Here is a 19,918-nt window from a genome sequence, read left to right on the forward strand (position 1 = left end):
CTAGACATCAATTCAGTAAGCGATCTCACCCCGGGGGACACACAATGAGCGTCGACACCACTCCAGAGGCGACGACCGATGCTCGGATCCCGCATCCGGCCTGGCGCCTGCCGGTCCTCGGGGACGTTCTCGGGATCAATATCCGGACACCGCTGCAGAACTCCGTGAGCATCGGCCGCGAACTCGGCCCGATCTTCGAGAGAAATGTCCTGGGAAATCGCTTCGTCTTCACCTCGGGCGCGGACATGGTGGCAGAACTGTCCGACGAGTCCCGGTTCGCGAAGCACCTTGCACCTGGAGTCAAAGCACTCCGCGGAATCGGCGGCGACGGCCTGTTCACGGCGTACAACCACGAACCCAACTGGGGCAAGGCGCACAATCTCCTGGCACCGGCGTTCAGCCAGACTGCGATGCGCTCGTACCACCGCACCATGCTCGACGTGGCCGGCGAGTTGGTCGACCATTGGGACAGTCGTGAAAGTGACTCCCCCATCGACGTCTCCGCAGACATGACCAAGCTGACGCTGGAGACCATCGGACGCACTGGATTCAGCTACTCGTTCGACTCCTTCGAACGTGAAGAACAGCATCCGTTCGTCAAGGCAATGGTCGGCGCACTCTCCCATTCGCAGCGCACGACGTTCCTGAAGTCGACCGCCCTCGGGCGAGTGCTCGCACGTCGCGCCGATCAACGTGACGAGGTCCGCAAGGCGTACATGGCCGAGGTTGTGGACGAAGTGATCCGTGCCCGGCGGACAAGTACCGAACCGGGGCCCGAAGATCTTCTCGAACTGATGCTGCGGGCGGCACGCGAGAACGATCCCAACCGTATCGACGAACTGAACATCCGCCATCAGGTCGTGACCTTCCTCGTCGCCGGACACGAAACGACCTCCGGCGCATTGTCGTTCGCGCTGTACTACCTGTCACGAAACCCTGACGTGCTGGCCAAGGCGCAAGCCGAGGTCGACAAGGTATGGGAGGGCGAGGAGCCCGCCTTCGAGAAGATCGCGAAACTTCGATACGTACGACGCGTCCTCGACGAATCATTGCGTCTGTGGCCGACCGCTCCCGCCTACGGGCGCGCGGCGCTCGAAGACACGACGCTCGTCGGCAAGTATCCGATGAAGAAGGGCGATTGGATGCTCGTGCTCATCCCCTCACTTCATCGTGATCCGGTGTGGGGCAACGATCCCGAGGCGTTCGATCCGGATCGCTTCCTGCCCGCCAACATCAAAGCCAGGCCGGCGCACGTGTACAAGCCGTTCGGAACAGGTGAACGCGCCTGCATCGGAAGACAATTCGCTATTCACGAAGCGGTCCTCGTGTTGGGCACCATCTTGCAGAAATACACGATCGAGGCCGATCCGGACTACGAGTTGAAGGTAGCCGAACGGCTCACCCTGATGCCCGAAGGCTTCAACTTGACGGTCCGCCGACGCTGACCTCGCAAAACTGCGTCGCGCAACTCGGTTGAAACAGTCCCGAATGCGGTAATCCCTGAGGTGGCAGCAGCGAGCACCGGCGCACCCTGGGAGTTCACATGACAAAGAGGCCTGCAGTGGGAATCGTCTTACTCTCGGCGGCATTGGCCACGGGAGCTTGCTCGGCAAGCGTCGGGACGCCGCAAGTGGACAAGTCCGAAGTCGCAAGTCAGATCTCCACTCAACTAGCCGAGAAGATCGGCGAGCCACCCGACGACGTGACGTGTCCGGAGAACCTCGACGCCGAAGTCGGCGCATCGATCACGTGCATCCTGACCGAGCAGGGCACCGAATACGACGTCACAGCTACCGTGACCAGCGTTGACGGTGAAAGTGCGAACTTCGACATCAAGGTTGCGGATGTGCCGAACAACTAACTGCTGTGCGCCTTTATTAACCGCCGGCGGTTAATAAAGGCGCACAGCAAGGCGTCAGAGCCGCTCGATAATCGTCGCGTTCGCGGTGCCGCCACCTTCACAGATGGTCAGCAGGCCGTAACGACCGCCGGTGCGCTCGAGTTCGTTGAGCAGGGTTGCCATCAGCTTGGTGCCGGTCGCGCCGAGCGGGTGACCGAGTGCGATCGCGCCGCCGTTGACGTTGACCTTGGCCGGATCTGCGCCGATTTCCTTGATCCAGGCCAGGACGACCGGGGCGAAAGCTTCGTTGATCTCGACGATGTCGATGTCGTCGATGCTCAGGCCGGCCTTCGCGAGAGCATGCTTCGTGGCCGGGATCGGCGCACTGAGCATGAAGATCGGGTCGTCGCCGCGTGCGCTGAGGTGATGAATCCGGGCGCGGGGCTTGAGGTTGTACTTCTCCACCGCTTCCGCCGACGCCAGCAGCAGCGCACTCGCACCGTCGGAGATCTGGCTGGCCACTGCCGCGGTCATGCGTCCGTCTTCGACGAGAACCTTGAGCGTCGCCATCTTCTCGAGGCTGGTCTCGCGGGGTCCTTCGTCGACGGTCGCGTCGCCCATGGCAACGATCTCGTTGTCGAAGCGACCCGCGGCGATTGCAGCCTTGGCGCGCTCATGGCTCTGCAGGGCCCACTTCTCGAGCTCTTCGCGGCTGATGTCCCACTTCTCGGCGATCATTTCGGCGCCCTTGAACTGCGAGACTTCCTGGTCACCGTAGCGCTCGGTCCAACCGACCGAACCCGAAGTCGGCGTGTCGAATCCGTACTGCTGACCGACGATCATCGCTGCCGAGATCGGAATCTGGCTCATGTTCTGAACGCCGCCGGCAACGATCAGATCCGCAGTGCCCGACAGGATGGCCTGAGCGCCGAAGTGCACTGCCTGCTGGCTCGAACCGCACTGACGGTCAACGGTCACCCCGGGAACGTGCTCCGGGAATCCCGCTGCGAGCCAGGACATACGGGCGATGTTGCCGGCCTGGCCGCCGATGGCGTCGACGCAACCGAAGATCACGTCGTCGACGTCACTGGGGTCGATACCGGTGCGCTCGACCAGTGCCTTGACGACGTGCGCACCGAGATCGATGGGGTGCACGCCGGACAGCGCGCCGCCCCTCTTGCCGATCGGTGTGCGAATGGCGTCGACGATGTAAACCTCGGACATAGCGTTAGCTCCTAGTTTCGTTGTGCAGCAATAGTTCTTGAAGTTGATTCAGCAATAGCGTCTGAAGTTGTGGCCGGATCGGAGAGCCCGTCGAGCACGATCGCGAGATATTGAGCCGCGACGGCGTGCGCCGAGAGGGATCCACCCGGGCGGTACCAGCGAACCGCGACCCACACGGTGTCGCGCATGAAGCGGAAGACCAATTCGACGTCGATGTCGGAGCGGAAGGTCCCGTCCGCGACGCCGGCTTCGAGGACGCCGACCCACAGGTCCCGGAATTCGGTGTTGCGCTCGGCCAGGTAAGCGAAGCGCTCGTTCCCGACGAGGTGCTTGACCTCGTCCTGGTAGATCGCCACAGCCGAATGTGAGGCGTCGATGGCCTCGTACGACGTCACGACCAGTGCTTCGAGCGTCGCGCGACTGTCCAACCCCGCCGCGACGATCTCGCGGTATTTTCCGAAGAGTTCGTCGAGGAACTGGTGCAGGATCTCGTCGACCATCGACTCCTTGGAATCGAAATGGTGATACAGGCTGCCGGACAGGATCCCGGCGGCGTCGGCGATGTCGCGGACGGTCGTCGCGCGCACTCCGCGATCGGCGAAGAGCCCCGCCGCGATCTCGAGCAGCTCGTCGCGGCGCCCGGACTTGCCGTTTGATTCGTCGGAATTTCGAGGTGGCGTCATGTATTCAATCCTATCCAGGGCCTTCCCCTGTGCGCGGTCAGCGAGTCCAGGGACTCCTTAACCGCGCACGGGGACGCTAGGCCCTCTGCGAAGAAACGGAGACGATCTCGCCGGTCATGTAAGTGGAGTAATCGCTGGCGAGCATCGCGATGACCGTTGCGATCTCCCAGACCTCCGCGGCGCGGCCGTAGGCCTCACCGGAAGCCAACTGGTCGAGCAGTTCCTCACTGGTGACCTTCGCCAGGAACGCGTGACGCGCAATGGAAGGCGAGACCGCGTTGATACGGACTCCGTACTCCGCTGCTTCGATGGCGCTGCACCGAGTCAGCGCCATGACGCCGGCCTTGGCTGCGGCGTAGTGCGCCTGGGAATGCTGCGCGCGCCAACCGAGAACGGACGCGTTGTTCACCAGAACACCGCCGTGGGGAACGCTCTTGAAGTACCGCAGGGCGGCGCGCGTCGAACGGAAGGTGCTGTTGAGTGTGATGTCGAGAACGCGATCCCACTGATCGTCCGTCATGTCGACGACGGGCGTCTCGCCGCCAAGGCCCGCGTTGTTGACGACGATGTCGATACGTCCCAACTTCTCGGCGGCGCCGACGAACAACGCGTCGACCTGCTCGGTGCTCGATACATCGCAGATGATCGATTCGACTTGCTGACCGGGGAATTCGGCCTTCAGCTTCTCCACCGTCTCGCCGAGTCGACGCTCGTGGAAGTCGGAGACGAGAACGTCGCCGCCCTCGAGAAGCACCCTGCGCGCAGTGGAGAAACCGATGCCGGTTCCGGCTGCGGCGGTGATGATCGCCTTCTTGCCCGCGAGCAGTCCGTGGCCCGGGGTTTCCTCCGGCGCAACGGAAAGCGGGGACGCGGCTTTGGTGTCAGACATTAACGGGCCTCTCGGGGAAGACCGAGCACGCGCTCGGAAATGATGTTGCGCTGAATTTCGTTGGAGCCGCCGTAGATCGTGTCGGCGCGGGTGAAGAGGAAGAGGCGTTGCCATTCGTCGAGCTCGAGGTGCTCGGGATCGGTAATGTCCGAGGCATTGCCTTCGGAATCCGCCCACGGTGCAACCAACGACGACGCACCCTGCACGTCCATCGCCAGCTGTCCCAGATCACGATGCCAGTTGGCCCACAACAGTTTTGCGACGGACGCTTCTCCGCCACCGGTTCCGGCGTCGACCGCGTCGAGAGTGCGCATCGCGTGGGCGCGCATCACGCGCAGTCCGACCCACGCGCGGGCGATCTTTTCGCGAATGTGCGGATCCTGGTCACTGCCATTGGCTTTCGCCAGGTCGACGACGCCTTGGAGCTCGCGGGCAAATCCGATCTGCTGTCCGAGCGTGGATACACCGCGCTCGAAGGTGAGCAGCCCCATCGCGATCTTCCAGCCCTCGCCGGGTTCCCCGACCACCAGATCGGCATCGGTGACGGCGTCGTCGAAGAAGACCTCGTTGAACTCCGATGTGCCGGTGAGCTGCTGAATGGGCCGAACTGTCACACCGGGCTGATCCAACGGGACAAGCAGGAAGCTCAACCCCTGGTGACGCTTGGAGCCCACCTCGGTGCGGCAGACCACGAAGCACCACTGCGCGACGTGAGCCAGTGAGGTCCACACCTTCTGGCCGTTGATGATCCACTTGCCGTCTTCGAGGCGTGCGGTCGTGGAGACGTTCGCGAGGTCGGAACCGGCGCCGGGCTCGGAGTAGCCCTGCGACCACAGTTCACTGACCGTGTTGATGCCAGGAAGGAATCGGCGCTTCTGCTCGTCGGTGCCGTACGCGATCAGCGTCGGGCCGAGCAGCTCTTCACCGATGTGGCTGACGCGAGCGGGCGCACCGGCCTTCGCGTACTCCTGATGGAAGATGACCTGCTGGGAGATGCTTGCTCCCCGCCCGCCGAACTCCTTCGGCCACCCGAGGCACGTCCACCCCGACGCTGCGAGGTGCTTGTCCCACTCGAGTCGTTGCTCGAAGAACTCGTGCTCACTGCCGGGGCCGCCCTTACCCTTGAGCTGGGCGAATTTGCCCGTCAAGTTCTCGGCCAACCACTGCGCGACCGTGGCCGCAAACTCGTCGTCCGTCATCTGCCCGTCCGGGCTCTCGCTCTGGTCCACATATGTAAGATAACCTACCAAGCACTTGCTAGGTAGCGTGTCAGGTAGGAGTCCAGTGACCGAACAACCGAGAACCATCCCATCAGCCCTCATCCGGGCCGCCGAGGAGTTCGGTGAGCGCGCGGCTATCGCCGATGGCGACACCCGACTGACCTTCGCACAGCTACATCAGCGCGTCCGCGATTTCGCCGGCGCACTGATCAACCGTGGGGTGAAGGCAGGCGACCGCGTCGTCATCTGGGCGCCCAACACGTACCACTGGGTGATCGCCCTGCTCGGCGCTCAGTACGCCGGCGCAGCCATCATCCCGATCAACACGCGCTACACCGGCACCGAAGCACTCGACATCATCGAGCGCGTCGACGCAGCTGCCCTGGTGGTCGTCGGCACGTTCCTCAAGGCCGACCGGTACCAGCAGTTGCTCGACGCCAATCCGGACCTGAGGATCCCCACCGTCATCCAGGTACCGATCGACGGGGACGACGACCGTGACGGCGTCATCGAGTTCGAGGACTTCCTCGCGCTCGCCACCGACGCCGCCCGCACCGAAGCCGACGCGCGTGCTGCGAAGGTGCAGCCAGACGACGTCAGCGACATCCTCTTCACCTCCGGCACCACGGGGCGCAGCAAGGGCGCGATCACCGCGCATCGTCAGTCCATCGCTGTCGCCAAGTCGTGGGGTGAATGCGCCGAGGTCACCGCCGACGACAACTTCCTCATCATCAGCCCGTTCTTCCACACCTTCGGGTACAAGGCCGGAATCCTGGTCTGCCTGTTGAACGGTGCGACGATCGTGCCGGTGTCCGTCTTCAACATCGACGACACCCTCGCATTGGTCAGCAGCGAGAAGATCAGCATCCTGCCTGGCGCCCCGACGATCTACCAGACCATCCTCGATCATCCCCGCCGCAGCGAATACGACCTGTCCTCGCTCCGCATCGCGATCACGGGCGCAGCACCCGTGCCGGTTGCTCTCGTCGAGCGCATGCAAGCAGAGCTTTTCGACGCCGTCCTCACGGCATACGGTTTGACCGAGGCAGTGGTCGCGACCATGTGCCGCACCGACGACGACCCGGTCACCGTCTCCACCAGTTCCGGCCGCGCGACAGCCGATTTCGAGGTCAAGATCGGCGACCAGGGTGAGATCCTGCTTCGTGGACCGAACGTCATGCTCGGATACCTCGACGACCCCGAATCCACCGCCAAGGCAATCGACGCCGACGGCTGGCTGCACACCGGAGACGTCGGAACCCTCGACGAGCGTGGCTATCTCGACATCACCGACCGTCTGAAAGACATGTACGTCAGCGGCGGATTCAACGTCTACCCCGCCGAGATCGAGGGCATGTTGGCTCGCCTGCCCGGCGTCCACGAGTCTGCTGCCATCGGCATCCCCGATCACCGGATGGGAGAGGTGGGCCGCGTCTACATCGCCCAACTCGACGGTGCCGGCCTCACCGAAGAGTCGGTGATCGCTTTCCTCAAGGAGAAGATCGCAGGCTTCAAGGTGCCCCGCGAGGTGCGCTTCGTAGATCATCTGCCCCGTAACCCTTCGGGCAAGGTCCTCAAAACGGTTCTGCGCGAGGAACAATCATGACCGTTCCCTTCGAAGCCGACGTCGTGACCTACGAGGTTCGTGACTCGGTCGCCGTCGTGACCTTGAATCGACCCGACTACCGCAACGCCCAGAACTCGGTGGTCACGTACGCCCTCGACGCGGCATTCCAGCGCGCCGTCGAGGACGACGACGTGAAGGTGATCGTCCTGGCAGGCAACGGACCTCACTTCAGCGCCGGACACGACCTGGGAACTCCGGGACGCGACCATCACGTCGAGTACGAGAACAAGGCCACCATGTGGTGGGATCACGTCGACAAGCCAGGCGGTGACCAGCGTTTCGCCCGCGAGATGGAGGTCTACCTGGGCATGTGCCGCCGTTGGCGGGAGATCCCCAAGCCCACCATCGCGATGGTCCAAGGCGCCTGCATTGCCGGTGGGCTCATGCTCGCCTGGGTCTGCGACATGATCGTCGCGGCCGACGACGCCTTCTTCTCCGATCCCGTTGTCCGCATGGGCATCCCCGGCGTCGAATACTTCGCGCACCCGTGGATGGTCGGTTCACGATTCGCCAAGGAAATGCTCTTCACCGGCGATCGGTTCACCGCGCAACGTGCATACGAAATCGGCATGGTGAACCGCGTCGTCGCCCGCAAGCATCTCGAGAAGGAGACGTTCGAGCTCGCCGGACGTATCGCCGAGATGCCGCGCTTCGGACTGGCTTTGACCAAGAAGGCCGTCAATCAGTGCGAGGATCAGATGGGGATGCGCAACGGCATCGACTCCGTCTTCGGTCTGCATCACTTCGCTCACGCTCACAACGCCGAAGTCGGCAAAGACTCGCTTGGTGGTCTCGACGCCAAAGCTATGGCTGCCAGTGCTCGCGCACCGCAGGAAGGAACAAACTAGTGGATCTCGTATTCGACGACGCCACAACCGCATTCCGTGACGAGGTTCGCTCGTTCCTGGAAGCGAATGTGCCCGCGACTCCCCTGAAGTCGATGGATACCGCCGAAGGCTTCGAAGAGCACCGTCAGTGGGAGCACACACTCGCCGATGCCGGCTACGCCGTCGTCTCCTGGCCCAAGGAACTCGGCGGACGCGATGCGTCCCTGCTCGAATGGGTCATCTTCGAGGAGGAGTACTACCGCTCGGGCGCGCCCGGCCGCGTAAGCCAGAACGGCATCTTCTTGTTGGCTCCCACACTGTTCGAGCATGCAAATGCCGAGCAGTTGGCTCGCATCATGCCGCGCATGGCTCGTGCCGACGACATCTGGGCCCAGGCCTGGTCCGAGCCCGAATCCGGTTCCGACCTCGCTAGCCTGCGTTCGAGTGCGAAGAAGGTCGACGGCGGCTGGCTGCTCAACGGGCAGAAGACGTGGAGCTCGCGTGCCAGCTACGCCGACTGGGGCTTCGGCTTGTTCCGCTCCGATCCGGATGCGCAGCGCCACAAGGGCATCACGTATTTCATGTTCGACCTCCGGTCGAAGGGTGTCACCGTTCGCCCGATCGATCAGCTCGACGGTGAGCCCGGCTTCGCCGAGATCTTCCTCGAAGACGTCTTCGTTCCGGACGACCCGGCCAACCCAGGTGAGTCGGGTGTGATCGGCAACGTCAACGAAGGTTGGCGCGTCGCGATGAGCACCGCGAGCAACGAGCGCGGCCTCTCGCTGCGCAGCCCCGGCCGCTTCCTCGCCACCGTCGACCGCCTGCTCGAGCTGTACAAGTCCAGCGGACGCACCGACGACAGCGCTCTGCGCAACCAGGTCGCCGACGCCTGGATCGGCGCTCGCGCTTACCAACTCAACACATTCGGCACCGTCACCCGTCTGGCCGACGGTGGACAGCTCGGCGCCGAATCCTCGATCAACAAGGTCTTCTGGTCCGAGTGGGATATCGCCACCCACGAGACTGCTCTCGAACTTCAGGGCCCTGAAGCTGAGTTGGCCGACAACTGGATGGACGGATACCTGTTCTCCCTGTCCGGCCCGATCTACGCAGGCACCAACGAGATTCAGAAAAACGTCATCGCTGAGCGTCTGCTCGGCCTACCGAAGGCGGACCGATGAGATTCGCGCTCGACTCCTCCCACCAGGACTTCGCTGCAAGCATCGATGCACTGCTGACCAAGTCCGACATGCCCGCCGTCATCCGTTCGTGGAACGACGGTGACACCGAGCCGGGCAAGAAGCTCTGGCAGCGCCTCGCCGAGACCGGCGTCAACGGTCTCGTCATCTCCGAAGAGCACGACGGACTCGGCGCCGACGCCGTCGACCTGGTCGTTGCGCTCGAACAGCTCGGTCGGCACGCAGTACCCGGACCGGTCGTCGAAACGATCGCCGTGGCGCCGACGCTCCTGGCTTCCGTTGCACCGGAACGTCTCTCTGCTCTCGCCGAGGGTTCGCTGGCAACCGTCGCAGCTCCCCCGCGCACACCGTTCGCGCTCGACGCCGATGCTGTGGATCTGGTTCTGCTCGCGCAGGACGGTGCCGTATCACTCGGCGTCCCTGGCGAAGCCAAGGCATCGGTGGATCTCTCCCGCAAGCTCTACGAGGTTTCCGCCGGCGAATCACTGGGCTCCGCCGACTTCTCGGCCGCCTTCGACATGGGCGCTCTTGCCACTGCCGCGCAGTTGCAGGGCCTGGGACAGACACTGCTCGAGGTCACCACCGAATACGCGAAGCAGCGCAAGCAGTTCGGCAAGGTCATCGGACAGTTCCAGGCCATGAAGCACCACCTGGCCGAGGTTGCCGTCTCCCTCGAGATGGCTCGCCCCCTGCTGCACGGCGCCGCCCTGTCGGTTCGCGATCAGTCGGCCGACGCCTCGCGTGACATCTCTGCGGCCAAGGTCGCGTGCGGGGATGCTGCGTACAAGGCCGCTCGCGTCGGACTCCAGGTTCACGGCGCCATCGGCTACACGATGGAACACGATCTCTCCTTGTGGCTCACCAAGGTACGGGCGCTGCTCACCGCGTGGGGCACACCGTCCGAGCATCGCGGACGCGTCGTCGAAGCGCTGGTTGCATCATGAGCATCGACACCGAAGACCAGGCAGCATTGCGCGCATCGGTACGCGATCTCCTGAGCAAGCATTCCGACTCCGCTGCCGTCCGCGCCGCCATCACCACCGAGATCGGCTACGACGCCGCTTTGTGGAGCAAGCTGTGCGAGCAGATCGGCGTCGCCGCGTTGGCGATTCCGGAGGAGTTCGACGGCGTCGGAGCAGGTTTGGGCGAAGTACACGTGGTCCAGGAGGAATTGGGCCGCACGCTGACCCCGTCACCGATGCTGGGTTCGGCGATTCTTGCCGCACAGGCACTGCTGCTTTCCGGTGACAACGACGCATGCTCGCGACTGCTGCCCGGTGTCGCGTCCGGCGAGAGCACGCTCGCTCTGTGCTGGGCAGGTGCCGCGGGTTGGAGCACCTTCGGCGTCGAGGCAACCGAAGACGCGTTGACCGGCACGGCGTCGTACGTCCTCGACGGACACGTCGCAGACACCCTGCTCGTTCTCACGGCCGACGGGTTCTACGAAGTGGATCCAGCGGCCGAAGGCGTCTCCCGCCGACGCGTCCCCACCATGGATCCGACGCGAACGCTGGCGGAGGTCACGTTCTCCGGTGTTCGTGGTCGGCCACTGGAGTGGTCCGAAGATCTGGTCGATCGGATCCGAACCGTCGTTCTGATCGCCTTGTCTGCTGAACAGGTCGGAGCGGCCGCAGCGATCGTCGAGCAGACCGTCGAATACACCAAGTCGCGCAAGCAGTTCGGTCGCGCGATCGGTTCTTTCCAGGCCCTCAAGCACCGGATGGCCGACATGTACACGTTGGTCGAGACGGCGAGGTCGATGACGTACGCCGCCGTGGCGACGCAGTCGGCGGACGACGCGGCAGTGGCGAAGGTCTACTGCTCGGAAGCCTTGCAGCAGATCACCTCCGAAGCGGTTCAGTTGCACGGCGGAATCGCAATCACCTGGGAGCACGACGCTCAGCTGTACTTCAAGCGTGCACACGGCAGCGCTCAGCTCTTCGGTCAGCCGAGCACCTACCTGCCGAGCCTCGCGCGGGCAGCGGGCCTCTAGGAGACGTCGGTGCTTGTTCGCTCGGGATTGCGAGCGGACAAGCACCACTGGTGCCCAGTCAGTGGAATGCCCAGCAGATTAATAGCTCTGGATCGCGCAGAATCGGTCACCAGACAGCTGTCCATCCCACAGACCGGAGTTTTCTCGTGAATCGATTCGACGACAAGCGCGTCCTCATCAGCGGCGCTGGATCCGGAATCGGCCAGGCCACCGTTGCCCGCATCCTGGCAGAAGGTGGCACCGTCGTCGCCGCCGACATTTCCGAGACCGGCCTCGAACAGACGCTGAACACCGCGAAGGACGCAGGACACTCCGATCGCCTGACCACGGTGAAGGTCGACATCTCCAGCGAAGAGTCTGTTCGCGAACAGGTCGGCGCTGCGATCAAGGCTCTGGGCGGGCTCGACGTGCTGGTCAATGCGGCGGGCATTCTGCGCTCCGCGCACACCCACGAGATGACACTCGATTTCTGGAACACCGTCATCGGGGTCAACCTCACCGGAACATTCCTCATGACGAGGGAGTCCCTGCCGGCACTGCTCGAAAGCGGAGCAGGCGTCGTGGTCAACTTCAGTTCCACATCGGCGACCTTCGCCCACCCGTACATGACGGCATATGCGGCGTCGAAGGGTGGAATCCAATCCTTCACGCACGCACTTGCACTCGAGTACAGCAAGCAGGGCCTTCGCGCCGTGGCCGTCGCACCCGGCAGCATCGCTTCGGGCATGACCTCCGATCCCGGCTTCCCGGCCGACATCGACTTCACGCTGCTCGGCAAGCTGGCCCCGGCAATCGGTGAGGGTTTCGCTCCCCCGTCCGCGGTCGCCGGCGTGATCGCGATGCTCGCTTCCGAGGACGGCTCGTTTGTCACCGGAACGGAAATCCGCATCGACGGCGGCACGCATATGTGACCACTTGCTGTGCGCCTTTATTAACCCCCGGCGGTTAACAAAGGCGCACAGCAGCGAGGCGGCATACTTAACTGGCCGCCGGGAACCCGTCCGGCGGTACGACGTGCGGTGGGGAGCCAGCGGTGAGCGAGTCAACAGGCACTACGAACCTCGAGCCCGTGCTGATCAGTCCCGTCGTCGGCGGAATGATTCGCACCTGGTCCGAGGACGAGACCCGCTTGTGGAGCGTCGACGATCCCGCGGCGCTCGGCGCACTGTTGGGACGCGGTCTCGTAGCCCGTACGACCCTGCCGGACAACAAGTTCCGAGAGGTTGCGTTTCTGGATACCCAGACCCAGGCCCTCACTGTGCAGCCGCGCTTCGCTTCCCCTGACAGCACTGCACTTGCCGCACCGTTCAAGCTCACCGACGCGTCCTCCCCGACCGGCGACGCTTGGGAAGATCTCGAATCGGTACTCGCGTCCATAGCGATCTCCGCTGCTGGACGCGGCGAATTCTGGCTCGCGGAACTCGGCGGGTGGGATTCCCCCCACGAGCCGAACTGCCTCTTCACTACCGTCGACGAATCGGGACTGGCCAACGCGGTCATGGAGGCCACCCCCGCGCCCGCCGGAACCGGCGTCTGGCCGGAGGTTCCGAGCGGACAAACCGGCGTTTCCGTTTCGGCACCAGCCTCACAGGACACCATCGAGGCTGCCGGAATCTTCGCGGTATCAGCGATCGAGACGTGGGGCGTCACACCGTGGGACATCAACCTCACTTTCGGCAAACTGGTCGATTTCGCCTGATCAGCGGCGCCGACACGCGGCGGTGAGTTGTACGTCTCCCCTCAGCCGACGGCTCACGGTTCGTCACAACACGCCCGATGGCGACGACATCGGGCCCCGCGGTGGGCATACTGAGGGAACTGGGGTTACTCCCGGTCACAAATACCCGTGGATCCGCGTCGGGGCGGGTGCGGTCCGACAACACGCGAGCAGCCACAGACACTGGCGGCTCCGAAAGGTTCAATCATGGCAACCGACCAATTGCAGACGGTTGTATTGCACGGCGACCAGCTCAAGTACGTCGACCAAGGCAGTGGCCCCGTTGTGGTGCTCATTCACGGCCTACTGGGCGCGCACTCCAATTGGGAGCCGCAGATCGAGACACTCTCGCGCCACTACCGTGTCATCGCTCCTGACCTCTTCGGACACGGTGCGTCGGACAAGCCTGCCGGCGACTACTCACTCAGCGCTCACGCCGCCACTGTGCGTGACCTCCTCGAGGCCCTCGACATTCCGTCGGCCACCCTCGTCGGCCACTCCCTCGGTGGTGGGATCGCGATGCAGACACTGTATCTCTTCCCCGAGCGTGTGGAGCGGCTGTGCCTGGTAGCCAGCGGCGGACTCGGCCCCGAGGTGAGCCCACTCCTGCGTGCAGCAACTCTGCCCGGCAGCGAACTGGTACTTCCCGTCCTCGCGTCCCGGACGCTGACCGACGTGACAGACAAAGCGCTCGGACTTTTCAACAAGATCGGCCTGTTCAAGCTCGGTGCCAGCGCGAGTGAGGCCCGTAAGAGCTTTGCTTCGGTGTCGGACGCGTCGACGCGTCAGGCATTTCTGGCGACGGCACGATCGGTCATCAATTACAACGGTCAAACCGTCAATGCCACTCCGCATTTCGCCAACTTCAAGAATCTGCAGGCACTACTGGTGTGGGGTGAGGAAGACACCATCATCCCCAACGCCCACACCGAGAACGCTCGCGCCGAACTACCGCTGGGGCGGGTGGAGATCTTCAAGCGCGCCGGACATTTCCCGCACCTTGACTACCCGGATCGCTTCGACCGTGTCTTCTCCGAATTCATGACGGACTGCGGAGTCGGTATCGGCACCGGACCCAAGGCCGTCAGCAGCTGAACTAGCGCCCCGCAACCAACTCTTCGAGGTAGCTCGCCACGCCGTCCTCGTCGTTCGTGGGCAAAATTCGGTCGGCGAGCTCGATGACCTCGGTTCTGGCGTTGGCCGGCGCCAGAGCTGTTCCGGCCCAGGTCAGCATCGCAACGTCGTTGAAGGCGTCACCGGCTGCGGCCACTTCCGACGCGTCGATGCCGTCGATCGCGCACAACTGCGCGAGAGCGCTGGCCTTCGAGACGCCCGCTGCAGCCATTTCCATGTACGGAGCCCCGGAGTGGGTCAACTCCACACCCTCGATGCCCGCAGCGACCGCAGTTCGGTACAGGTCGGCGCTGGGAACCTCGGCATGCCGGGCCACGATCTTGACCATCGGCTCCACGTCCAGCGGCAGCGTATCGGCGAGCACCATCTCGTGCAGGTGCCGGTGATGGTCCGCGAACTCGCACAGAGCGGCATACTCCGGCTCGGCAAAGAACTGCGTGGGTCCGACGTTCGCGAACACGACGCCAGGAATCAGAGCACGAACCTGCTCCATAGCTGTTGCAGCCAAAGATGTTTCGATCGAAACGGTGTCGACGATCTCCGGAGTCCCGTCCGCCAGGTCGAGAATGACAGCTCCGTTGGCACACACAGCTTTACCGCGAAATCCGCACGAGCTCGCCAACGTGTGTACCGAATGCCTGGCCCGGGCCGTCGCCCACACAACTTCGATCCCCGCGAGCCGCGCGTTCTCCATGGCCTGCGCGGTGCGCGCCGAAATCGTTCGGTCGGAGCGCAGCAGGGTGCCGTCGAGGTCGGTTGCGAACATACGAATACGGGTCACCAGACAATGATGGCAGTCCGTTCGCAGCCCTCACCAACTACGTGACATGGGCCGTTGCTCTGTCAATTACTTGCTTGGGCCTCGAGAAGGTGCCGACGCATCTCACCGAAGACCACACCCAGCCGCTCGACATCTCGCGGGCTCAGCAGGTCGAACATGCTCTCCCGTACAGCGGCCACGTGCGCCGGGCTTGCCGACGCCAATTTCTCGGCACCCGAGTCGGTCAGCTCCGCATTAGCGCCCCTCTTGTCGTCGACACACTCGACCCGGCGCACCCACCCGGCACCGACCAATCGATTTACGGCCCTGGTCACACCACTTCGGGTAGCCATCACAGCGTCGGCGAGCTCACTCATGCGCAGTTGCCGGCCGGGCGCTTCGGCGAGAGCGACCAGCAGTTCGAAATCGGTGAAGGAAATGTCGGAGTCTCGCACCAACTGCTGATCGAGCACACGCTGCAGCAGTCGCGTCGAGTCCAGATACGCCCGCCAGGCCGTTTGCTCCGAGTCGCTCAACCACCGCGTCGATTCCATGACACCAGCATATCCGAAGTAGTTGACAACGAAATCAAATGATCTATTCTCAATGTAGTTGATCAGTCAACTACCTGTTCGAAGAGAAGGTTCAACCGAGAGGCGGGCGCTATGAGCGACAACAACGCAGTGCAGTTCGAGGAACGCCGGGCCGAGATCAGGGATCGACATCTGCTCCCCGCCGACAAACGACCCGCATCGACCGCACGCGGCCTGCACCATACGGCCCTGATCAGCAGCGACGTCGAACGAACCGTGAAGTTCTATCAAGATCTCCTCGGCTTCCCTCTCACCGAGCTGATCGAGAACCGCGACTATCCCGGGTCTTCGCACTTCTTCTTCGACATCGGCAACGGGAACCTCCTGGCCTTCTTCGATTTCCCGGGACTCGACGTGGGCCCGTACCAAGAAGTACTCGGCGGCCTCCACCACATCGCGATCAGCGTCGAACCTGCCAAGTGGGCGAAGCTACGTACCAGACTGACCGAGGCCGGCGTCGAACTGATCGAGCACAGTGAGGTTTCGCTGTACTTCCGCGATCCCGACGGCGCTCGACTCGAACTGATCGCAGACCCACTCGGTGAGATGTACGGCAATCACGTCCTCTGAAAACTTGCTCTCCCCCATACCATTCGGAAGGCACACCATGACCTCCACTCTGTCTCAGCCGAACCTCGATATCCGTCGATCCGGGGATCGCTTCAAGTCCAATGCCGGCTGGCTGGACTCGAAGCACTCGTTCTCGTTCAGCAATCACTACGACCCGAAGAACACTCACCACGGTCTTCTCCTGGTCAACAACGACGACATCGTCACGCCCGGAATGGGATTCGACACCCACCCGCACCAGGACATGGAGATCGTCACCTGGGTACTGAGAGGTTCTCTCGTACATCAGGATTCGATGGGGCATTCGGGCGTCATCTACCCCGGTCTCGCCCAGCGGATGAGCGCTGGAACGGGAATCCTGCATTCGGAGAAGAACGATTCGTGGCGACTCGGTGACGTGGCGGGTGCGCATTCCGACAAGCACAGCGACCCGGTTCACTTCATCCAGATGTGGGTCGTCCCCGACGAGGCCGGAATCACGCCCGGATACGAGCAGTTGGAGATCGACGCCGAATTGCTTGCCGGTGGACTGGTTCCCGTCGCGTCGGGCATGGACGCGTACGCCGATCACTCGGCAATCCGGATCAAGAACAAGTACGCCGCGATGCACGTTGCGCGTCTGCAACCCGGACAGCCCGTGACCCTGCCCGACGCACCGTTCCTGCACGTTTTTGTCGCCGACGGTCAGGCCGCCATGGAAGGCGTCGGAGTGCTCGAACAAGGTGACGCGGTACGCGTGTCCGGCGGCGGAGGTCAGCAGCTCAGCTCCGATACCGGGGCAGAGGTCATCGTCTGGGAAATGCACGCCACCGTTTCGCAGGGATGACATGAAGCCCTTCTCGTACGACGCTTCACCGGCTCGAATCGTCTTCGGCCAAGGGATGATCGATACGATCGCCGAAGAAGTGCGGCGGCTCGGCCGTAGCCGAGTGATGGTGCTGGCAAGTCGTCGACTCGACGCGGTTGCCGCCGCCGTGACCGAATCTCTCGGCGACATGGCGGTGGTCCGCTTCGACGGCGCTGTGATGCATACTCCGATCGAAGTCACGACAGCCGCGCTGAGACTTGCCGAGAACCATCACGTCGACACGGTCGTCGCGATCGGCGGCGGTTCGGCAACCGGGTTGTCCAAGGCACTGGCACTACGAGCGGGGTTCGATCAGATCGTCGTTCCGACAACGTACGCGGGATCAGAAGTCACTCCGGTGTTGGGTGAAACAGAGAACGGACGCAAGACAACTCGCTCCTCTCCCCACATCAGACCCGAAACCGTCGTATACGATGTCGACCTCACTCTCGATCTGCCGCTGGACACCACGGTCACCAGTGCCGTCAACGCGATGGCGCATGCGGTTGAAGCGTTGTACTCCACCGAGTCCAACCCGATCACGGACTTGATGGCAATCGAGGCACTCTCCGGAATCGCCCGGGCATTGCCGATCATCGTCGGCGATCCGAGAAATGTGGAAGGCCGGGCAGATCTGCTGCAATCGGCCTGGTTGGCCGGAACCTGCTTGGGCACAGTCGGTATGGGACTTCATCACAAGTTGTGCCACACCCTCGGTGGCAGCTTCGGTTTGCCGCACGCTCCCACCCACGCCGTTGTCCTCCCACACGCGATGGCATTCAACGCGCCTGCTGTCCCGGATGTGATGTCTCGAATAGCGACTGCCTTGGGTGTATCCGACGCCGCCACCGGCGTTTTCGACCTCGTCACCTCGTGCGGCGGACCGACCTCCCTGAGAGAGGTGGGAATGAGTCACGATCAGATCGGCCGTGCAGTCGAACTCGCGAACGCCGCCGCTTATCCGAACCCGCGTGAGATCACCCCGGCAGGCCTGAGCGAACTCCTCGAGAACGCCTGGTCCGGGCGTCGACCCGCCATCAGGTGAGAACGAATCAGGCAGTACCGCCTCGCGGCCTGACATGTTCGAAGATCAGAATCGTCTCGGTCGCAGCAACCGCCGGATGCGCCGAGAGATTGTTGACGACGAAGTCACGCAACTGCGCCGAATCCGTCGTTGCGACGTGCAGCATGTAGTCGTCGACACCGGCCACGAAATACACGTTGAGCACGGAGTCCAGCTTGGCGAAGTCGTCACCGAGCCGGTTGAGGTGCGACCGCGCGTTGGCCTGCAGTCGAACTGCGATCATCGCCTGCAGATCCATTCCTAGAGCGGCGGGGTCGATGTCCGCATGGAATCCCCTGATCACACCGCTGTCCACCAAGGCGCGCACACGTCCGAGGCATGTCGACGGCGCAATTCCCGCGATCGCGGCCAGCGCATTGTTCGGAATCCTCGCGTCTTTCGCCAGCTCTTCGAGCAGAACCCGGTCGACCTCGTCCAACTTCACGGCAGCCCGAACATGCTTCGGCGAGGCAGCCGTCTGAATACCGATTTTTGAACTTTCACGCACCATGCATACAGCGTAGAGAATTATCTTCACTTCTCTTCACTATCTGGCGACGAAACTTCATGCTTGGCACCTGCCATTCGAAGAAACAACAGACTCAGTTCGGAGCCGTGTCATGAAGGTCGGAATCCCCCGCGAGATCAAAAACCACGAGTACCGCGTGGCCATCAGCCCAGCAGGCGTCCACGAACTGGTCGGCCGAGGGCACGAGGTCGTCATCGAAACGGGTGCAGGCGTCGGCTCCTCGTTCAGTGACGAGGATTTCAAGGCCGCGGGCGCGCAGATCCTCGGATCTGCCGATCAGGTCTGGACGGACGCAGATCTACTCCTGAAGGTCAAAGAACCTATTGCAGAAGAGTATTCACGACTCCGTAAGGATCAGGTGCTCTTCACCTACCTGCACCTGGCGGCGTCGAAGGAATGCACCGACGCGCTCCTGACGTCGAAGACCACCTCCATCGCCTACGAAACAGTTGTCGGTTCCGACGGTTCACTGCCCCTCCTCGCCCCGATGAGTGAAGTAGCCGGACGCCTGGCACCGCAGGCGGGCGCCTATCACTTGATGCGTCACGGCGGCGGACGCGGAGTTCTGATGGGCGGCGTCCCCGGAGTGCGCCCCGCCAAGGTCGTGGTGATCGGTGCGGGAGTCTCCGGCAAGAACGCCATCGCCGTGGCCTACGGCATGCAGGCCGACGTCACCGTTCTCGATCTGTCGATCGCGCGCCTGCGGGAAATCGACGAACTGTACCACGGCCAGGTCAAGACCATCACGTCCAACAGCCTCGAACTCGAACAGGCAGTACTCGACGCCGACCTGGTCATCGGCGCAGTGCTGGTCCCCGGGGCGAAGGCGCCGACTCTCGTCTCCAACAGCCTGGTGGCGCGTATGAAGCCGGGTTCTGTCCTGGTCGACATCGCCATCGACCAGGGCGGCTGCTTCGAGGATTCACACGCGACCACGCACGCCGATCCGACGTACCAGGTTCACGGTTCGGTCTTCTACTGCGTTGCGAACATGCCCGGAGCGGTCCCCCGTACGTCCACCTACGCACTCACCAACGCGACGCTTCCGTACGTCGTCGCCTTGGCCGACAAGGGGTGGAAGGACGCGGTCGCGACAGTTCCCGGCCTGGGGTCAGGTCTGAGCACACACGACGGCCTGCTCCTGTCCGACAGTGTTGCAGCGGCGCATGGGTACTCGGCTACCACTCTCTGACCCAGGCAGCT

The 19,918-nt window shown here is 63.2% G+C and carries 21 protein-coding genes; 14 read left to right on the forward strand and 7 right to left on the reverse strand.

The window, feature by feature from the left end:
* Nucleotides 1-44 precede the first annotated feature (44 nt).
* Both AC1Q61_RS22020 and AC1Q61_RS22025 read left to right on the forward strand, forming a co-directional pair.
* Nucleotides 45-1,445, forward strand: coding sequence for a cytochrome P450 (locus AC1Q61_RS22020; RefSeq protein ID WP_492651050.1), 1,401 nt, complete (start codon nucleotides 45-47; stop codon nucleotides 1,443-1,445).
* 98 nt (nucleotides 1,446-1,543) lie between these two features.
* Nucleotides 1,544-1,861: a DUF4333 domain-containing protein gene (locus AC1Q61_RS22025; protein ID WP_020906277.1), complete on the forward strand. Its 318-nt coding sequence runs from the start codon at nucleotides 1,544-1,546 to the stop codon at nucleotides 1,859-1,861.
* 54 nt (nucleotides 1,862-1,915) lie between these two features.
* Here AC1Q61_RS22025 and AC1Q61_RS22030 read toward each other — a convergent pair whose 3' ends face one another.
* The 4 genes from AC1Q61_RS22030 to AC1Q61_RS22045 form a co-directional block, all read right to left on the reverse strand.
* The gene (locus tag AC1Q61_RS22030) at nucleotides 1,916-3,064 is read right to left on the reverse strand and encodes an acetyl-CoA C-acetyltransferase (RefSeq protein ID WP_007734192.1); all 1,149 of its coding nucleotides are present in this window, start codon (nucleotides 3,062-3,064) and stop codon (nucleotides 1,916-1,918) included.
* Between the two features lie 11 nt (nucleotides 3,065-3,075).
* Nucleotides 3,076-3,747: a TetR/AcrR family transcriptional regulator gene (locus AC1Q61_RS22035; RefSeq protein ID WP_003945807.1), complete on the reverse strand. Its 672-nt coding sequence runs from the start codon at nucleotides 3,745-3,747 to the stop codon at nucleotides 3,076-3,078.
* A 76-nt stretch (nucleotides 3,748-3,823) separates the two neighbouring features.
* On the reverse strand, nucleotides 3,824-4,636 hold the full coding sequence (locus tag AC1Q61_RS22040) for an SDR family oxidoreductase (RefSeq protein ID WP_003945582.1): 813 nt from the start codon (nucleotides 4,634-4,636) through the stop codon (nucleotides 3,824-3,826).
* Nucleotides 4,636-5,865 carry an acyl-CoA dehydrogenase family protein gene (locus tag AC1Q61_RS22045; protein ID WP_007734188.1) on the reverse strand — a complete coding sequence of 410 codons (1,230 nt, stop codon included), beginning with the start codon at nucleotides 5,863-5,865 and terminating at the stop codon, nucleotides 4,636-4,638. The genes AC1Q61_RS22040 and AC1Q61_RS22045 overlap by 1 nt, the downstream gene beginning before the upstream one ends.
* A 55-nt stretch (nucleotides 5,866-5,920) precedes the next feature.
* Here AC1Q61_RS22045 and AC1Q61_RS22050 point away from each other — a divergent pair, with 55 nt between their 5' ends.
* The 8 genes from AC1Q61_RS22050 (at nucleotide 5,921) to AC1Q61_RS22085 (ending at nucleotide 14,314) form a co-directional block, all read left to right on the forward strand.
* On the forward strand, nucleotides 5,921-7,462 hold the full coding sequence (locus AC1Q61_RS22050; protein WP_007734186.1) for a FadD3 family acyl-CoA ligase: 1,542 nt from the start codon (nucleotides 5,921-5,923) through the stop codon (nucleotides 7,460-7,462).
* Nucleotides 7,459-8,331: an enoyl-CoA hydratase gene (locus AC1Q61_RS22055; RefSeq protein ID WP_054188068.1), complete on the forward strand. Its 873-nt coding sequence runs from the start codon at nucleotides 7,459-7,461 to the stop codon at nucleotides 8,329-8,331. Before AC1Q61_RS22050 ends, AC1Q61_RS22055 begins: the two co-directional genes overlap by 4 nt.
* Nucleotides 8,331-9,491: an acyl-CoA dehydrogenase family protein gene (locus AC1Q61_RS22060; RefSeq protein WP_007734181.1), complete on the forward strand. Its 1,161-nt coding sequence runs from the start codon at nucleotides 8,331-8,333 to the stop codon at nucleotides 9,489-9,491. The genes AC1Q61_RS22055 and AC1Q61_RS22060 overlap by 1 nt, the downstream gene beginning before the upstream one ends.
* Nucleotides 9,488-10,453, forward strand: a complete 966-nt coding sequence (locus AC1Q61_RS22065; RefSeq protein WP_492651051.1) for an acyl-CoA dehydrogenase family protein — start codon at nucleotides 9,488-9,490, stop codon at nucleotides 10,451-10,453. Before AC1Q61_RS22060 ends, AC1Q61_RS22065 begins: the two co-directional genes overlap by 4 nt.
* Nucleotides 10,450-11,502 carry an acyl-CoA dehydrogenase family protein gene (locus AC1Q61_RS22070; RefSeq protein ID WP_215515649.1) on the forward strand — a complete coding sequence of 351 codons (1,053 nt, stop codon included), beginning with the start codon at nucleotides 10,450-10,452 and terminating at the stop codon, nucleotides 11,500-11,502. The genes AC1Q61_RS22065 and AC1Q61_RS22070 overlap by 4 nt, the downstream gene beginning before the upstream one ends.
* Before the next feature lie 146 nt (nucleotides 11,503-11,648).
* Complete coding sequence (locus AC1Q61_RS22075; RefSeq protein ID WP_042449451.1) at nucleotides 11,649-12,413, forward strand: SDR family NAD(P)-dependent oxidoreductase; 765 nt, start codon at nucleotides 11,649-11,651, stop codon at nucleotides 12,411-12,413.
* Nucleotides 12,414-12,535: 122 nt separating this feature from the next.
* Entirely contained in the window at nucleotides 12,536-13,201 is a 666-nt protein-coding gene (locus AC1Q61_RS22080) for a hypothetical protein (protein ID WP_042920471.1), read from the forward strand.
* 225 nt (nucleotides 13,202-13,426) lie between these two features.
* The gene (locus AC1Q61_RS22085; protein WP_007734173.1) at nucleotides 13,427-14,314 is read left to right on the forward strand and encodes an alpha/beta fold hydrolase; all 888 of its coding nucleotides are present in this window, start codon (nucleotides 13,427-13,429) and stop codon (nucleotides 14,312-14,314) included.
* Between the two features lies 1 nt (nucleotide 14,315).
* Here the strand turns inward: AC1Q61_RS22085 and AC1Q61_RS22090 are convergent, their stop codons facing one another.
* Both AC1Q61_RS22090 and AC1Q61_RS22095 read right to left on the reverse strand, forming a co-directional pair.
* A complete protein-coding gene (locus tag AC1Q61_RS22090; RefSeq protein WP_031332850.1) occupies nucleotides 14,316-15,134 on the reverse strand; it encodes an HAD family hydrolase in 819 nt (272 codons plus the stop codon).
* A gap of 62 nt (nucleotides 15,135-15,196) precedes the next feature.
* Nucleotides 15,197-15,667 carry a MarR family winged helix-turn-helix transcriptional regulator gene (locus AC1Q61_RS22095; RefSeq protein ID WP_007734171.1) on the reverse strand — a complete coding sequence of 157 codons (471 nt, stop codon included), beginning with the start codon at nucleotides 15,665-15,667 and terminating at the stop codon, nucleotides 15,197-15,199.
* A gap of 111 nt (nucleotides 15,668-15,778) precedes the next feature.
* On the opposite strand from AC1Q61_RS22095, the gene AC1Q61_RS22100 reads away from it, so the two are divergent.
* Genes AC1Q61_RS22100 through AC1Q61_RS22110 form a run of 3 tightly spaced genes read left to right on the forward strand, consistent with a single transcriptional unit; the run spans nucleotide 15,779 to nucleotide 18,168 of the window.
* The gene (locus AC1Q61_RS22100) at nucleotides 15,779-16,276 is read left to right on the forward strand and encodes a VOC family protein (RefSeq protein ID WP_007734170.1); all 498 of its coding nucleotides are present in this window, start codon (nucleotides 15,779-15,781) and stop codon (nucleotides 16,274-16,276) included.
* A 37-nt stretch (nucleotides 16,277-16,313) separates the two neighbouring features.
* Entirely contained in the window at nucleotides 16,314-17,102 is a 789-nt protein-coding gene (locus AC1Q61_RS22105; RefSeq protein ID WP_020906267.1) for a pirin family protein, read from the forward strand.
* A gap of 1 nt (nucleotide 17,103) precedes the next feature.
* Nucleotides 17,104-18,168 carry a maleylacetate reductase gene (locus tag AC1Q61_RS22110; protein ID WP_042449442.1) on the forward strand — a complete coding sequence of 355 codons (1,065 nt, stop codon included), beginning with the start codon at nucleotides 17,104-17,106 and terminating at the stop codon, nucleotides 18,166-18,168.
* A 7-nt stretch (nucleotides 18,169-18,175) separates the two neighbouring features.
* Here AC1Q61_RS22110 and AC1Q61_RS22115 read toward each other — a convergent pair whose 3' ends face one another.
* Nucleotides 18,176-18,697, reverse strand: coding sequence for an Lrp/AsnC family transcriptional regulator (locus AC1Q61_RS22115; RefSeq protein WP_042920557.1), 522 nt, complete (start codon nucleotides 18,695-18,697; stop codon nucleotides 18,176-18,178).
* 109 nt (nucleotides 18,698-18,806) lie between these two features.
* On the opposite strand from AC1Q61_RS22115, the gene ald reads away from it, so the two are divergent.
* Nucleotides 18,807-19,907 carry an alanine dehydrogenase gene (ald, locus tag AC1Q61_RS22120; RefSeq protein WP_003945541.1) on the forward strand — a complete coding sequence of 367 codons (1,101 nt, stop codon included), beginning with the start codon at nucleotides 18,807-18,809 and terminating at the stop codon, nucleotides 19,905-19,907.
* Nucleotides 19,908-19,918 lie beyond the last annotated feature (11 nt).

It is taken from the genome of Rhodococcus sp. MPR-R1B, from assembly GCF_058793255.1.

Coding starts and splice junctions, on each gene's coding strand:
- AC1Q61_RS22070 (WP_215515649.1), top strand. CDS start 10,450: ATGAGCATCGACACCGAAGACCAGGCAGCATTGCGCGCATCGGTACGC.
- AC1Q61_RS22115 (WP_042920557.1), bottom strand. CDS start 18,697: ATGGTGCGTGAAAGTTCAAAAATCGGTATTCAGACGGCTGCCTCGCCG.
- AC1Q61_RS22040 (WP_003945582.1), bottom strand. CDS start 4,636: ATGTCTGACACCAAAGCCGCGTCCCCGCTTTCCGTTGCGCCGGAGGAA.
- AC1Q61_RS22055 (WP_054188068.1), top strand. CDS start 7,459: ATGACCGTTCCCTTCGAAGCCGACGTCGTGACCTACGAGGTTCGTGAC.
- AC1Q61_RS22095 (WP_007734171.1), bottom strand. CDS start 15,667: ATGGAATCGACGCGGTGGTTGAGCGACTCGGAGCAAACGGCCTGGCGG.
- AC1Q61_RS22065 (WP_492651051.1), top strand. CDS start 9,488: ATGAGATTCGCGCTCGACTCCTCCCACCAGGACTTCGCTGCAAGCATC.
- AC1Q61_RS22025 (WP_020906277.1), top strand. CDS start 1,544: ATGACAAAGAGGCCTGCAGTGGGAATCGTCTTACTCTCGGCGGCATTG.
- AC1Q61_RS22100 (WP_007734170.1), top strand. CDS start 15,779: ATGAGCGACAACAACGCAGTGCAGTTCGAGGAACGCCGGGCCGAGATC.
- AC1Q61_RS22030 (WP_007734192.1), bottom strand. CDS start 3,064: ATGTCCGAGGTTTACATCGTCGACGCCATTCGCACACCGATCGGCAAG.
- AC1Q61_RS22105 (WP_020906267.1), top strand. CDS start 16,314: ATGACCTCCACTCTGTCTCAGCCGAACCTCGATATCCGTCGATCCGGG.
- AC1Q61_RS22085 (WP_007734173.1), top strand. CDS start 13,427: ATGGCAACCGACCAATTGCAGACGGTTGTATTGCACGGCGACCAGCTC.
- AC1Q61_RS22020 (WP_492651050.1), top strand. CDS start 45: ATGAGCGTCGACACCACTCCAGAGGCGACGACCGATGCTCGGATCCCG.
- ald (WP_003945541.1), top strand. CDS start 18,807: ATGAAGGTCGGAATCCCCCGCGAGATCAAAAACCACGAGTACCGCGTG.
- AC1Q61_RS22110 (WP_042449442.1), top strand. CDS start 17,104: ATGAAGCCCTTCTCGTACGACGCTTCACCGGCTCGAATCGTCTTCGGC.
- AC1Q61_RS22035 (WP_003945807.1), bottom strand. CDS start 3,747: ATGACGCCACCTCGAAATTCCGACGAATCAAACGGCAAGTCCGGGCGC.